The organism is Halovenus halobia (genome assembly GCF_051414135.1).
Taxonomy (GTDB): domain Archaea; phylum Halobacteriota; class Halobacteria; order Halobacteriales; family Haloarculaceae; genus Halovenus; species Halovenus halobia.
The window spans coordinates 359,724-373,172 of sequence record NZ_JBLKOA010000002.1 but is presented as its reverse complement, the minus strand read 5'-3'; the positions used below and the strand labels follow the sequence as shown (position 1 = coordinate 373,172).

The window sequence follows — 13,449 nt, the reverse complement described above, 5'->3', positions numbered from 1 at the left end:
ATTTACTCTCGCGAATACCACTTTCACTCCGCCTCGTCAGACATAGCTCGAACCGCTGAGGGGTTTACTCCTCGATGAGTCCGTCGCCGGAGACACGCATCACGCCTTCACCGTCGGCGAGGTTCGGCGCGTCGACCAGGCGGACGATCCGTTTGTTGTTCTTGGACTTGCGCAGGTAGATACGGAACGTCGACGTGTGGCCGAGAATGTTTCCACCGATTGGCTGGGTAGGGTCGCCGAAGAAGGAATCGGGGTTGGAGGCAACCTGATTCGTGACCACGACTGCGGTGTTGTTGAGGTCACCTACGCGCATCAGGTCGTGCAGGTGTTTGTTCAGTTTCTGCTGTCGCTCGGCGAGTTCACCACGACCGACGTACTCTGCTCGGAAGTGTGCAGTCAGCGAGTCGACACAGAGCAGTCGAACTGGGAACTCGTCGTCTTGGCTCTCGCTCGCAATCTCTTGGGCCTTCTCGGCCAGCAGAATCTGGTGGTTCGAGTTGAAGGCTTTCGCGACGTGAATCTTGTCGAGAATCGATTCAATCAGTTCGGTCAATAGCTCTTCGTTGCCGGCGTCGGCTTCGCCCTCTTCGGCGATTTCGTGGAGTACCATCGTGTCCTCGATGATTTCGTCAGAGAGGCCCCGAACCATGTCGTCGATTCGCTCTGGTCGGAAAGTGTCCTCACTGTCGACGAAGATTGCGCTGCCTTCCAGCCCGCCGTGTTTGGCCGGGAGCTGGACGTTGACCGATAGCTGGTGGGTCACCTGGGACTTTCCGGAGCCGAACTCACCGTAAACTTCGGTGATGGACTGCGTTTCGACGCCGCCACCGAGCAGTTCGTCTACCTCGTCGACACCCCACGTGAGCTTGCCGATCTGCTCCCGGCGTTCGAGCACCGTTGCGCCGCTCTCGAAGCCGCCGATGTCTGCTGCCTCTCGGGCAGCCTGAATAATATCTGCCGCGCTCGACTCGCCGATATCAGCTGTGTTCGAGAGTTCGCCCGGGCTCGCGACTGCGATTCCCTGATAGCCGTCAAATCCGTTGTCCTGGAGCTTCTCTGCTGTTGCCGGACCGACACCCGGCAGCTCTTCGAGGTCTTCCTGTGTTGCCATACTCCTCGCTTGTGCCCCCTTGTACATAAAGCCCCGTTAACAGCATGGTGAAAGTGAAACTGGCCAACGACGACAGTCCTGCCGGTGGTCGGGTGCGAACGTTTAGAACGGATAGCGAGACGACTCCCCTCGCTACGCGAGGAAGACGTGCCGGGGCTTGTCGTCGAGCACTCCCCGACCCCAGTCGACAGTGTCGGTGAATGCGTCGGAGCGGAAAAAGTCCATCGCGTCGTCTTTCGCGTCCCACCGGCTGGCGATGAACATATCGTTCTCGTTCTCGACGTTGGCCAGCAGCGCAGTGTCGCGGTGGCCGTCCATCTCGGCCAGTAGCTCACCCACCTCGGCGAAGCGCTCGACGAACGTTTCGCGGTAGTCGGGTTTGACTGTGTAGAACATTCCCATTGTCTCGAAGCCGTCGCCTTCGTCGGCCCAGCCGACTATTCCGGGCAGGTCGCTCAGGTATTCGCTGGCGGTGTTTGCGGCGTCAGCGGTCTCCCAGCGGCTGACGACGGCCGCCTGCTCGCTGTCCGGGTCGTCGTACACGTCGGTCCCCTCGTGGGTGTCGTAGCGGTCGAAGCCGTCGCTCATACTCGCAACTTCTTCGGTCAGTTCGTCGAGGTCAGTCTCGGAGTACAGCACCAGCGCGTAGATGTCCTCGCCGTGTGGCTGGCCGGCGTAGACATCGAGATCTGCCAGTTCGTCACGGATGCCCTCGGCGTCGTCGCCGGTGTGGTCTGTCTCACTCTCTGCTTCAGTTTCCGCCGAGGTTCCGTCGCCGAGCGGCCCGCGATAGCCGTCGTCGACACCGGGCAAGTCAGTCAAAAAGCCCTCGGCGGTGTCGGCCGCGCGCTCGTTGTCCCAGATGCTGACGATTGCCGAGCGGCCCTGCTGTGCGCGGACAACAGAGGTGACGTGGGTGTCGTAGTGCTCGAAGTTCTCGCGCAGTCCGTCGAGTTCATCGGCGAGTTCTTGGGCGTCGGCGTCGGAGTGCAGGAGCAGTCCGAAACTCCCGTCGTCGTAGTCTTCGCCCATCCGAAGCCCGACTTTTCCGAGTCGACCGACGAGGTCGTCGGTCTCCTCGGTGACGCTCTCGCCGCCATCCATCGGCGGGCCGCCGCTGTCGTCGTCTGCTTCTTCCGCCTCGGCCGCGTCATCCTCGGCGTGCTCGTCGTGATCTGGCTCGCTCTCGTGGGCCTGTTCGGCACCGTGGCCACCATTTGCGCTCACTGCGCCGGGATGGACTGGTCCGGCCGCGTCGGCGTCCATCGACACGTCGCCCTCGGTCGGGACAACCTCGCCGGCGAGCAGCGCGGGCAGGTCACTCGGTTCGATGTGGCGGCCGATGTAGAAGCTCCCGAACTCGGCGAACTGCGAGGTCGACGGGTCGAAGCGCATCTCGTAGAGCAGGTCTTTCATGTCGGTGAGGTCGTCGCCCCACAGCGTGACGCCCCACTCCCAGTCGTCCAGGGCGATTGCGCCGGTAATCATCTGAACGATCTTGCCGCCGTACTCGCGGCCGATGTCGCCGTGGGCCTCCATGTGGTCGGCTCGCTCCTCGAATCCGAGGTCGTACCAGTTCTGCTCTGGCTGGCGGCGTTTGTCCATCGGGTAGAAACAGACGTGCGTCGCCTCGGGAATCGTCGGCTTGAGTCGAGTCTGGATGTAGTTGTACAGCCCCGAATCCTCGTCGAGTTCGCCCTCGAAGTAGTCTCGCGCTCGCTCGGAGTAACCCGAAGCTTCCGTCACGGAGACAAAGGAGGTCTCTCGTTCGGTAAAGCGGGCGAACTCCGTCTGCTCGAATCGTCGTTCGAGTGCGCCGATGTGGGCGCTGGTCGGGCGGAGATGGAGGATGAGAATGTCGGCCTTGTGGCCGAGAATCGAGTACAGCGCCGAGTCGCCCGCGTCGGCGTCTTCGACAGCGAGATGACTGTCGAGGTGGTCTGTCACTTCTGCAAGCGCGCGCTTGCGCTCGCGGTCGGTCGCGTCACGCCACGCGTCCCAGTCGATGGTCCGGTAATCGTGCAGTGCATACCACCCTTCGTCGGTCGGCGGCGGGTCGCGTGTATCTGGCATACTCGCTCCTAAGAGTGGACACCCAACAATGGTTTCGTTTGTTCTCGCTCAGACGACGACGACCGGAACCGAACTCTCGTGGACGACTGTCTCGGTTGCGCTGCCAAGCAGTACCGTCTTGAAATCAGACTGGCCGCGCTCGCCCATACAGACCATGTCGATCTCGTGTTCGTCGATGTACGCGAGAATTTCCGCTGGTGGTACACCCTCCTCGATTTGGGTCTCGACTGTAACTCCTGCCGATTCCGCACGCTCTCGAACTGAGTCGAGTTCACGCTTACCCTCCGAGTGAAGCGCCTCCCGTCGCTCCTCAGGGTTGATGATCGCGTTGTCGTAGGCTGTCCGTGTCTCGATGACGTACAGCCCGTGCAGTGTCGCGCCGTACTGTTCGGCCAGTCCAATCGCGTGGGTGACTGCGGTGCTCGCGTGGTCGCTGCCATCCACCGCGACAAGAATTTGTTCGTACATACTATCGCTACACGCCGATGGGTCTAGTACTCTTTCCCATCCGCGACTGTCCCCGGAGTGTACACTTGTCGCCCCGAGAATTACTTGTTGTCTTTTTAGAAAGAATAATTGGACATATGTTTTCCACTCGATGGTGTGGTGATTATATGTTCCCAAATACCTCTGAGAATATAAGGAGAGGCTTCATCAGAGTCCCGTCCACAGCCAGTCGTAGAGACGCAGTTATCGACGTGCCCGCCGCGACTGCGAGATATGCCATGACTGATTCGACACTCACCCGCGCCAACCTCATCGCACAGATGGTTTCGGACGACTCCGTGACCACCGACCTCCTCGCCGACGACGAGCGGGACTTCTCGGACGGCCGACTCTCCGACGAAGCCCCGATTTCCTACCTCGACGAGAGCGAGAGTCCAGCCTATATCCTGACGAACAACAAGAAAGGAATCGGACTCGGGACAAAGAACAACACCGTCTCTCCCGACTCGAACCGCGGCACAGTCACCATGATTACTGGTCGCCGAACAATCTGTCTGGTCGGCCAGGAAGACGGCGACGAGACCTACAGCATTCCCCACGATGCCGTCGCGTGGGCCTCCTACCACACCGGCTTCTTCTCGAACCGTCTCGAACTCCGAACCCCGGCGAAAGGGTATCACTGCTGGGCCGACCGCGCGACAAGCGAGCAGTTACTCGAAGATATCACCGGGTACATCGACGAGCGAACGTCCTCGGACCCGACGCCGATTGCCGGCGACAACGAGGCGAGCGTCTACTCGTGGCGCGGCGATACAGTCAACACGACCGACGACTCGCAGGAATCACGCGGCAACGGCGACTAACCCTCACCAGGCGGCGAAAGCGAGCGGTTGAACTCGTCGTACTCCTCGTACGGTTCCGGGAACTCCCGGTTGAGACGGCGACTCTCCCGGTTGTCCTCCAGTGGCCCGAGGTCGGCCGCAACCGACTCCCAGCCGGGTTTGATTTTGACACTTTTTGCAGGTGACCCAGCCGCGATATGGTGGGCTGGTACGTCCCCGAGTGGTTTCGCGTCTGCGCCAATCATCGCGTTCTCACCGATTCGACAGCCAGCACTGATCATCGACCCGTAGCCCAGACGCACGTCGTCTTCGAGAATCGTTTCGTAGGTGGTCACGTCGGTCTGGTCGACGGTGTCGTGTGCGTGCGTGTGAATGTGGGCATTGTCTGCGACCGAGACGCGGTCACCGATTGTCAGTTTGCCGCGGTCGTCGAGCAAGACATCGTTGTGGATGACGGTGTTGTCGCCCATCTCGATGTTGTGGCCACACTGGATTTTGATCCCGCTGAACAGCCGCAAATTCTCGCCAGCGTCGGCAAAGAGGTGGTCGGCGAGCATCTGGCGAAACGGCAGCGCGAACGCGACGTTGTTCGAGAGTGGTGACTGGTCGAAGCCAGCCCAGAGATAGCGTAAACACTTGCTCTCTCGCAGTTTTGCCAGTTCCTGCTCGGCCCAGTGTTCGGTCTCGACCAGCGCGTTCCGCGGGTCGTAGCTCTGGACGCGCATCCGCGTCATCGACGGCAACGACTCTCCGCGCTGGTAGCGACCGTACTCCTCTGAGTCACCGAATAGATCCGCGAGCACCTCTCCGACGACGGCGGCGGTCTCCTCTGTCGCGAGTCGAGCGTCAATCTCTTCGACGGTCTTGTCGATCTGTTCGCGCACCGCCGGCGGTACATCGACCTCTCGTTTGGTCATGACTGCTTCCCTCCGGGCAGGGACACTCCCTGCTTGCGTGCGCGCGCTCCCAATTTCGATTGCATACGCTATCCTGGGATTAGTACCACTAAATATTTATGCCCTAATCAATACATTTGTGTGTTTCTAAAGTATATAGAATTACAAACCACTCCTAAATACTGTATTTCACGGACAGAATCCGATTCGAAGACGACTCTCTCGTCCACCCACGAAAATGCGTGCGCAACCGACAGCGTTTCACGACCACAGTCCATGGCATGGATAACGAATGAGCCGCGATACGATTGAAGTCCGTGGGGCCACAGAAAACAACCTCAAGGACGTAGACGTCGAGATTCCGCGTGAGGAACTGACCGTTGTCACGGGGCTGTCGGGGTCGGGCAAATCCTCGCTCGCGTTCGATACAATCTACGCCGAGGGACAGCGCCGCTACATCGAATCGCTGTCCGCCTACGCCCGGAACTTCCTCGGGCAGATGGACAAACCGCAGGTCGAGAACGTCGAGGGACTCTCGCCAGCAATCTCCATCGACCAGAAAAACGCCGCCAACAACCCCCGCTCGACGGTCGGCACGGTCACAGAGCTACACGACTACCTCCGACTGCTGTACGCCCGCGTCGGCACGCCACACTGCCCGGAGTGTGGCCGAGAGGTCGACGACCAGAGCGCCCAGCAGATGGTTCGCCGCCTGCTCACCGCACCCGAGGGTACCCGCGCCAAACTCGCCGCGCCGGTGGTCCGCGACCAGAAAGGCGAATTCGAGGAACTGTTCGAGGAACTCGTCAGCGACGGGTACACCCGCGTCGAGGTTGACGGCGAACGCTACGACCTGACTGTCGACGACCCTGACCTCGACAAGAACTACGACCACACCGTCGACGTCGTGGTCGACCGCGTGAAACTCAGCGAAGACGACCGCTCGCGCATCACTGACTCCGTCGAAACCGCTCTGGAGGAGGCAGACGGCGTGCTGAAAGTCATCTTCCCGGACCCGCCCGAAGAACTGGATGTCGGCGGCGCGAGCGCACGCTCGACCGGTGACCTCGCTGACGAGGACGCCAACGACCGTCGTGTTGTCGAGTTCTCGGAAGAACTGGCCTGTATGGACTGCCACATCGATATCAGCGAAATCGAGACACGCTCGTTTTCGTTCAACAGTCCACACGGTGCCTGCCCGGAGTGTGAGGGTATCGGCTCCACCAAAGAAGTCAGTGAAGACCTGGTGATTCAGGACCCCTCGAAAGAATTGAAACATGTTTTCGAGCCGTGGAGCTACAACCGCACCTACTACTCGCGGCAACTGGACAACGTCGCCGAGCACTTCGGCGTCGCTCTCGATACGCCGTTCGAGGAGCTTGACGAGGAGATTCAGCGGCAGTTCCTCTACGGGACCGATGACCGCGTACACTTCGAGTGGCGGACGAAAAACGGCACCCGTGAGAAGACCGAGCGCTTCGAGGGTGTCATCCCGAATCTCGAACGGCGCCACGTCGAAACCGACAGCGACCGCGCACGCGAACACATCGAGGAGTTCATGGCTGTCACCACCTGCCCAGCGTGTGAGGGCACTCGACTCAAGTCCGAATCTCGTTCTGTCCTTGTGGACGGAACCTCGATTACCGCGGTCAACCAGATGTCCATCGGTGCCGCCCTCGAACACTTCGAGGAGATAGAAGCGGACCTCACCGAACGGGAGCAGAAGATTGCCGAGGAGATTCTCAAAGAGATTCGCGCACGGCTTGGCTTCATGACCGAAGTTGGGCTGGAGTATCTGACGCTCGACCGCGAAGCCTCGACGCTCTCCGGTGGGGAGAGCCAGCGGATTCGTCTCGCCACCCAGATTGGCAGCGGACTCGTCGGTGTACTCTACGTCCTCGACGAACCCTCGATTGGGCTCCATCAGCGAGATAACGACCGCCTGCTGAACACGCTCGAAGAACTGCGTGACCTCGGCAACACGCTGCTTGTCGTCGAACACGACACGGAGACGATGCGCCGGGCCGACAACATCATCGACATGGGGCCGGGGCCGGGCAAACGCGGCGGCGAAATCGTCGTCAATGGCAGCTACGACGATGTCCTCGACTGCGAGGGCAGTGCCACCGGCAAGTATCTCTCCGGCGAGAAGGTTATTCCAGTTCCCGAGGAACGCCGCGTGCCTGACCAACGGGAAGGCACGGACGGAGCGAGCGAGGACGACAGACCCGCGAGCCGTGAGTCTGACGGCACCATCACAATCCGCGGGGCTCGCCAGCACAACCTCAAAGACCTCGATGTCGAGTTGCCAGTCGGCTGTTTCACCGCGATTACCGGCGTCTCCGGGTCGGGCAAGTCCACCCTGATGCACGACGTGCTCTACAAAGGGCTGGCCAGAGAGATGAACGACAACACGAGTGTCGACCCGGGCGAACACGACGCTATCGAGGGACTGGACAACATCGAGACGGTACGACTCATCGACCAGTCACCAATTGGCCGCACCCCGCGGTCGAACCCGGCGACGTACACCAACGTCTTCGACCACGTCCGTGAACTGTTCGCCCAGACTGACGTTTCCAACCGCCGTGGCTACGCAAAGGGACGGTTCTCGTTCAACGTCAAAGGCGGTCGGTGTGAGGCCTGTGGCGGCCAGGGAACGGTCAAAATCGACATGAACTTCCTCTCCGACGTGACCGTCCCCTGTGAGGAATGTGACGGCGCGCGGTACAACGACGAGACGCTCGAAGTCGAGTTCAAAGGCAAGACCATCGCCGACGTGCTCGACATGAGCGTCGAGGAAGCCTACGACTTCTTCGAGAATCACAGCCAACTGCGCCGACGGCTGAAACTGCTGAAAGACGTTGGACTCGACTATATGCGACTGGGTCAGCCCTCGACGACGCTGTCAGGCGGAGAGGCACAGCGAGTCAAACTCGCCGAGGAACTCGGGAAGAAAGATACCGGTGAGACGCTGTACCTGCTCGACGAACCGACGACCGGCCTCCACCCTGAGGACGAGCGCAAACTCATCGACGTGCTCCACCGCCTGACCGACGAGGGCAACACTGTCGTCGTCATCGAACACGAACTCGACCTCGTGAAAAACGCCGATAATATCGTGGACCTCGGACCAGAGGGTGGTGAGGCGGGCGGCCAGATTGTCGCGAGCGGTACACCTGAAGCCGTCGCCCGGGCTGAAGGCTCCTATACGGGACAGTACCTGCGGGACTTACTTCCTGAAGTGGAATTGTCCGGACCACGGTCTGACCGTGACCTGCCGGCCCCGAGCGTCGCCGGCGACGGCGACCAGACCGCCGGTGCTGACGACGACTGAGTCACTACACGAGTCCTGCGGAGTTGTTGTAACCGAGCCGCACTCATTTGGGAGTTCTTGTCATCGGTTGTGAATAATTTATACTTATCTCGATTCGAAAATACTTCACGTATGTTGGTTCGTGCTGGTACACGACTCGTCCGGGGAGTGGTTGGGGCTGTGGTCGCTCCGTCTTGGCTCGTCCAGACAGAACGGCCTGGCTTCGAGAGCTCGCGGGTTAGTAACGCTGGCCGACTCGCCCGTCTGTCTGCGGTCTGGATAATTAACCTTGTTGCATACGCAGTTCCGCTGACGTTAGCGGGGATTGGGTTTACTGCCACAACCGACGCGCCGACCGCTATCGCCGTCGTGGTGACTCCGCTGGGTATTTCTGCCGACGGACTCTGGCGTTTGCTGGTCGGGACAGCGCAGAACTCCGCGTTTCTGACCGTGGCAACAGCAGTCGTGTTCGTGACGTTTCACGGGAGTGTCTTGGCGGTCGAACGCTCCCGCGGGTACCTGCAGAGTCTCTATACCGTCGTCTACGCGACGAGTGTCTACCTCGTGGGCATCTTCACACTCGTCTTGTTTGCGAGTACCTCCGCCCAGGTCCCAACTGCCGAAGGGTTTCTCCGAGAGTCCCAGTTGGTGTTCATCGAGACAACACTCACGCTGTTTGGACTCGGTCTGACTGCCGGCACTATCGACCCGGAAGGCCTCTCGCTCGCTGGACTCTCTCCGCGTGGTGAACTCCTCCTCGCGGGCCTTCTCGTCTTTTCGGTGTACTTTCTCTATTCGATGTATCTGGGCGCCCGTCTCAACCACGGACTCGACCGGTTGCAGAGTGCGCTCGTCGTCGGTGGTGTCCTGTTTGCCCCCGTTCTATACGTTCTTGGGTCGGCGCTGTTTACAATCGCTCTCGACGGGTCGGTTACTCTTGCCGTTCTGGCACCGGGGTGGGTCCAATGAGTAACTCGCAGTCGGAGGTTCTCGTCGAGACGACGCCGACGGTCAAGCCAGTCCTCGTTCGCCTCGCTCTCACTATTGCCCTCGGGATTGTCATTATCGGTGCCGTCTTCGCTGCGCCCTCACTGTTTGGAAGCACGGAGCAAGCCAATATTGCGCTCGTTGTCGCACAGTTGCTCGTGTTGATTGCCATCGCAAAACTTCTCGTCGAGATGTTGATTCTCCTCCGAACGCGTTACATTGTGACGACCGACGCCGTTCGGCGGGAGTTCTCACTGTTAGGACGGACGAAAATCAAGGAAGTGCCCCACGGGTTGGTTCGCAGCACAGAGTACCGCCAGAGTCGAACCGAGTATATCCTCGGCGTCGGTTCGATTGTCCTCAATCAAGGTCTCGGTGATCTTCGTTTTACCGCTGTTCCACAGCATCGCGCTGTGTACCGGCAGATTCGCGACCGGACGGAGTCACAGCAGGACGCCGGTGGCCACTCCTCGATCTAGTTCACAACTGAACAGCGCCACCGGCGCTCTGTGCCAGCGTGTCGGGCACGGCGACGTTCACAACCGTCGTCGCGCCACTGGCTGTCGTGAGGGCTAGTGTCGCAGTCGTGCCCTCACCGAGTGGTTCGAGTGCCGCATTTTCGACCCTCGGCGTCTCGTCGACAGGGTCCTCGCCTGCCAACTCTGACACAAATTCGTCAGACACGAGTGGGGCTACAACACTGTATCTGTCACCCGCGTCGGAGAGGACGGCGTTGCTATCGTCTGCTGCGACGATTGGAGACAGGTAGAAGCCGGGTACCCCCCGACTGGCGTGGACGAGTGTCTCGGACCCGCCAGAACTCGTGTACTGAATTGTCAATTCAGAGAGATCGATACTTCCGCTTTCTGCGGCTCGCTGTACGGTCAACCTGATAGCGATGACTTCTCTCCCGTCTTCGTCAACTGTCCCGACGTTCCCGACGACCTGAACACGACTATCTATTTCATCCCCGCCTCCACCGGAGTCGTCGTTCTGTGTCGCTCCGCCGTCACCAGTCTGTGTGCTATTTCCTCCGTTGTTCTGTGTCGTTCCACCGTCACCAGACCGTGTGCTATTCCCTCCTGCACTCTGTTGGTCTTCTGAGAGACGTAGACACCCCGCCGAGATGGCGAACCCGGCCGCTAACAGCGCCCGTCGGGAGGTCTTCGACGCCGTTCTCTGCGCTTCCTTGCTCCTCTCGTCGGCCTGCGACTCGGTACCGTCTCCTCCCATAGCTTCCGGCTACAGGTGTGGAAAAAAAATAGCTTGCGCGTGCATTACGAATATTGATAGCGGATGAGAGAAACTCACTCGAGTTTTCTACCGTGACGAGACAGTTCTCACCCTGAAACGGTACGATAGATTTATTCTTCGAGCACAACAGTATCTTCTGCATACATGTCCCGAAAAAAGCCCGTCCTGCTCGCCCTCTTACTCGTCCTGACAGTCCCGTTCGCGGCTGTGCAGGCCTCACGGATGGCGACACTGACGACGGCGATACGACCCCTGATGTCGACGGCGAACAGCTTCGAACTGACTCACTCGACGCGATGGAAAGCGTGGAGACGGTGCGTATCACACAGGAGATGACGATGAACCTTGGTGGAGAACCGTTCACTGTCCAGAGCGAGGGTGCGATGGATATCGAAGCCGAAAAAGCCCGATTCACGACGACCAGCTCTCTCGCCGGGTCAAACTTCGAGCAAGAGCAGTATCTCGTCGGTGAGACGATGTATTTGCGTTCGGAGATGTTCGACGGCTGGGTCAAACAGAACATCTCCGGATTCGGCGCCTGGCAGAACAACCAGTTCGCCCAGCAGGAGCGACTACTCGGCAACGCCAGTCTCGAGGTGACTGGCCAGCAAACCGTCGACGGCAACGAAGTCTACGTGACCGAACTCGACATCGGCGGTGAGACGCTCGAGAGCCTGTTCAACGAGCAGGCTGGCAACCTCTCGTCGCAACTCGCCTCGGACGTCTCCTTCGAGAAGGCGAGCGTCACCCAGCACATCGACGTCGAGACCAACCGCGTCCGGTACACCAAACTCCAGTACAGCCTCACGGCACAAGGGCAGGAACTCTCGTTCACGCTGGAGCAGCGCTTCAGCAAGTTTAACGAACCAGTCGGTATCGAACTGCCTGAGGAGGCACAATCAGCCGACCCAATCGAAGAGAGCTACGGCCAGTAAGACCCGACAACGCTCACTTATCACCGGCAAAGTAACTCGTAAAGAACCCGGAGAAAAACGACGCGACTGCAACCGACAGCAATACGTCTGACAGGTCGTAGCTATCCTCGTCTCCGGCAGTGTATTTGGTGATTGCAACGCCGATAACCAGTGAGATGATGCCGTTCGAGAGGTCGTGTTTCAGACTCATAGTTCACAGTACGGCATCGTGGTGCAAATAGCTACTGTGGCTGTGGGTGCCCGCTGAACGACCGAGTCCACGCACACGCTGTTTTCAGCGTCTGATATGCGCGCAGAAAGTTATTTGAAGGTCCCTGCGTGCAGTTTATGTATGGTATCGCTGCCCGTCGACGTCTTACTCGGATTTTATCTCGGGGCGCTCGTTGGCGTCGTGCCGGTGCTGTCGGTCTGGGCAGTCAGCTTTGCCTTTCGCTACCGCGAGGGACTGTCGCTGCCGCGGGTCGGCGCTGTCGGTCTTGGCCTCGCAGTTGCGGCCGCGAACGGATTCGTGCTTGCTTTCGTTGGCGAACCTGTCTTTGCGTCTGCCGGCCCGCTGCGCTTCGGGCTGGCCATCGTGTTCGTCGTCGCTGGCTCGTTGTACGCCCACAGTAAAGGCGACATCGCCGCCGGAGAGTTCCCGCAGCGACTGTCGCTGACGGACTTTGGTGGGCAGGGCGTCTCGACTGACCGGGCGGAACTTATCGATGACGGCGCAGAAGTCCGCGTCCGGGTGGTCGGTGCCGTCACTGACGTCGAGGGCTACCCCGAACTGCCGGAGGAACTGCGTGCACAGATTGCCAACGCAGAGTTCGAGCTTCCGGCGGACCTGCGGCTGTCCGAACTCGAACGACGTGTTGCCGACCGACTGGAGACGACCTACGACCTCGCGACGGCTGAAGTGGAACTCGACGACCGCGGCCGGGCGCAGGTCGCTGCCGCTCCACCCTTCTCGGGGCTGTCGAAACGTGTCGGCGGCGGCCGCCACGCAGTCTCCGTCTCTGGCCTCGTCCCGACGGGAATCGCACGCGGCGACGAGGTGACCGTTATCACGCCCGGCGCACAGGTTCGCGGGAGGGTTATCAGCGCTCGCTCGGAGGGTCCAACACCGACCGAGGCCCCCGATATCGAACCGCGGTCGGACGACGACCCTGCTGATGAGGACCGTCCACCCCGGCGGGTCCGAACACCGACCACCAACGGCGGCGAGGGACAGGTGACCGTTGCCGTCACGCGAACCGACGTTCAGCCGCTTTTGCGGGCCGGGGAGACGAAAATTGTCGTCGAGTCACGTGAACTCGACCGCGAGTACGAGGTGGTCTCGATGCTCCGGCGTGCCGGCCACCAGATCCAGCGGATTGCCGTTCGGTCGGGTGATTACCTCGATGGCCGCCCGCTGGGGCGGAGCGTCCTCCGTGACGAACACGATGTTGCGGTGCTGGCGGTCCGGAAAGACGAGGGCTGGCTGATTGCACCCGACGGCGACATCCTGCTGGATTCTGGAGACGAACTGTTTGCGGCGGGAACCCGAGAGAACCTGACGGCCTTCGAGTCCGGTGGTGTCTCGTGAGTCGTCTCCACAGGGGTGGTC

General features: G+C 60.3%; 12 protein-coding genes. 6 read left to right on the top strand and 6 right to left on the bottom strand.

From position 1 onward, the window contains the following. Positions 1 to 64: 64 nt before the first annotated feature. From radA to ACMGFM_RS08810, 3 genes are all read right to left on the bottom strand, one after another. Positions 65 to 1,111, bottom strand: coding sequence for a DNA repair and recombination protein RadA (gene radA / locus ACMGFM_RS08820; RefSeq protein ID WP_436902129.1), 1,047 nt, complete (start codon positions 1,109 to 1,111; stop codon positions 65 to 67). Positions 1,112 to 1,243: 132 nt separating this feature from the next. After that, on the bottom strand, positions 1,244 to 3,184 hold the full coding sequence (locus ACMGFM_RS08815) for a heme-binding protein (protein ID WP_436902128.1): 1,941 nt from the start codon (positions 3,182 to 3,184) through the stop codon (positions 1,244 to 1,246). A gap of 48 nt (positions 3,185 to 3,232) precedes the next feature. Then, complete coding sequence (locus tag ACMGFM_RS08810; RefSeq protein ID WP_436902127.1) at positions 3,233 to 3,652, bottom strand: universal stress protein; 420 nt, start codon at positions 3,650 to 3,652, stop codon at positions 3,233 to 3,235. A gap of 257 nt (positions 3,653 to 3,909) precedes the next feature. On the opposite strand from ACMGFM_RS08810, the gene ACMGFM_RS08805 reads away from it, so the two are divergent. Continuing rightward, entirely contained in the window at positions 3,910 to 4,494 is a 585-nt protein-coding gene (locus ACMGFM_RS08805) for a hypothetical protein (RefSeq protein WP_436902126.1), read from the top strand. Here ACMGFM_RS08805 and ACMGFM_RS08800 read toward each other — a convergent pair. Next, positions 4,491 to 5,390, bottom strand: coding sequence for an acyltransferase (locus tag ACMGFM_RS08800; protein WP_436902125.1), 900 nt, complete (start codon positions 5,388 to 5,390; stop codon positions 4,491 to 4,493). The genes ACMGFM_RS08805 and ACMGFM_RS08800 overlap by 4 nt on opposite strands. A gap of 271 nt (positions 5,391 to 5,661) precedes the next feature. Between ACMGFM_RS08800 and uvrA the strand changes: the two genes are divergently transcribed. From uvrA to ACMGFM_RS08785, 3 genes are all read left to right on the top strand, one after another. Beyond that, positions 5,662 to 8,706 carry an excinuclease ABC subunit UvrA gene (uvrA, locus tag ACMGFM_RS08795; protein WP_436902124.1) on the top strand — a complete coding sequence of 1,015 codons (3,045 nt, stop codon included), beginning with the start codon at positions 5,662 to 5,664 and terminating at the stop codon, positions 8,704 to 8,706. A gap of 111 nt (positions 8,707 to 8,817) precedes the next feature. Continuing rightward, positions 8,818 to 9,654, top strand: a complete 837-nt coding sequence (locus ACMGFM_RS08790) for a hypothetical protein (protein ID WP_436902123.1) — start codon at positions 8,818 to 8,820, stop codon at positions 9,652 to 9,654. After that, the gene (locus tag ACMGFM_RS08785; RefSeq protein WP_436902121.1) at positions 9,651 to 10,151 is read left to right on the top strand and encodes a YdbT family protein; all 501 of its coding nucleotides are present in this window, start codon (positions 9,651 to 9,653) and stop codon (positions 10,149 to 10,151) included. The genes ACMGFM_RS08790 and ACMGFM_RS08785 overlap by 4 nt, the downstream gene beginning before the upstream one ends. Position 10,152: 1 nt before the next feature. Here the strand turns inward: ACMGFM_RS08785 and ACMGFM_RS08780 are convergent, their stop codons facing one another. Continuing rightward, positions 10,153 to 10,905: a hypothetical protein gene (locus tag ACMGFM_RS08780; RefSeq protein ID WP_436902119.1), complete on the bottom strand. Its 753-nt coding sequence runs from the start codon at positions 10,903 to 10,905 to the stop codon at positions 10,153 to 10,155. Positions 10,906 to 11,222: 317 nt separating this feature from the next. Between ACMGFM_RS08780 and ACMGFM_RS08775 the strand changes: the two genes are divergently transcribed. Then, positions 11,223 to 11,861, top strand: a complete 639-nt coding sequence (locus tag ACMGFM_RS08775; protein WP_436902117.1) for a DUF6612 family protein — start codon at positions 11,223 to 11,225, stop codon at positions 11,859 to 11,861. 13 nt (positions 11,862 to 11,874) lie between these two features. Here the strand turns inward: ACMGFM_RS08775 and ACMGFM_RS08770 are convergent, their stop codons facing one another. Beyond that, the gene (locus ACMGFM_RS08770) at positions 11,875 to 12,051 is read right to left on the bottom strand and encodes a hypothetical protein (RefSeq protein ID WP_436902116.1); all 177 of its coding nucleotides are present in this window, start codon (positions 12,049 to 12,051) and stop codon (positions 11,875 to 11,877) included. Positions 12,052 to 12,192: 141 nt separating this feature from the next. On the opposite strand from ACMGFM_RS08770, the gene ACMGFM_RS08765 reads away from it, so the two are divergent. Continuing rightward, entirely contained in the window at positions 12,193 to 13,428 is a 1,236-nt protein-coding gene (locus tag ACMGFM_RS08765) for a potassium channel family protein (protein WP_436902114.1), read from the top strand. Positions 13,429 to 13,449: the final 21 nt, after the last annotated feature.

Coding starts and splice junctions, on each gene's coding strand:
- ACMGFM_RS08790 (WP_436902123.1), top strand. CDS start 8,818: ATGTTGGTTCGTGCTGGTACACGACTCGTCCGGGGAGTGGTTGGGGCT.
- ACMGFM_RS08780 (WP_436902119.1), bottom strand. CDS start 10,905: ATGGGAGGAGACGGTACCGAGTCGCAGGCCGACGAGAGGAGCAAGGAA.
- uvrA (WP_436902124.1), top strand. CDS start 5,662: ATGAGCCGCGATACGATTGAAGTCCGTGGGGCCACAGAAAACAACCTC.
- ACMGFM_RS08765 (WP_436902114.1), top strand. CDS start 12,193: ATGGTATCGCTGCCCGTCGACGTCTTACTCGGATTTTATCTCGGGGCG.
- ACMGFM_RS08775 (WP_436902117.1), top strand. CDS start 11,223: ATGGAAAGCGTGGAGACGGTGCGTATCACACAGGAGATGACGATGAAC.
- ACMGFM_RS08770 (WP_436902116.1), bottom strand. CDS start 12,051: ATGAGTCTGAAACACGACCTCTCGAACGGCATCATCTCACTGGTTATC.
- ACMGFM_RS08810 (WP_436902127.1), bottom strand. CDS start 3,652: ATGTACGAACAAATTCTTGTCGCGGTGGATGGCAGCGACCACGCGAGC.
- radA (WP_436902129.1), bottom strand. CDS start 1,111: ATGGCAACACAGGAAGACCTCGAAGAGCTGCCGGGTGTCGGTCCGGCA.
- ACMGFM_RS08805 (WP_436902126.1), top strand. CDS start 3,910: ATGACTGATTCGACACTCACCCGCGCCAACCTCATCGCACAGATGGTT.
- ACMGFM_RS08815 (WP_436902128.1), bottom strand. CDS start 3,184: ATGCCAGATACACGCGACCCGCCGCCGACCGACGAAGGGTGGTATGCA.
- ACMGFM_RS08785 (WP_436902121.1), top strand. CDS start 9,651: ATGAGTAACTCGCAGTCGGAGGTTCTCGTCGAGACGACGCCGACGGTC.
- ACMGFM_RS08800 (WP_436902125.1), bottom strand. CDS start 5,390: ATGACCAAACGAGAGGTCGATGTACCGCCGGCGGTGCGCGAACAGATC.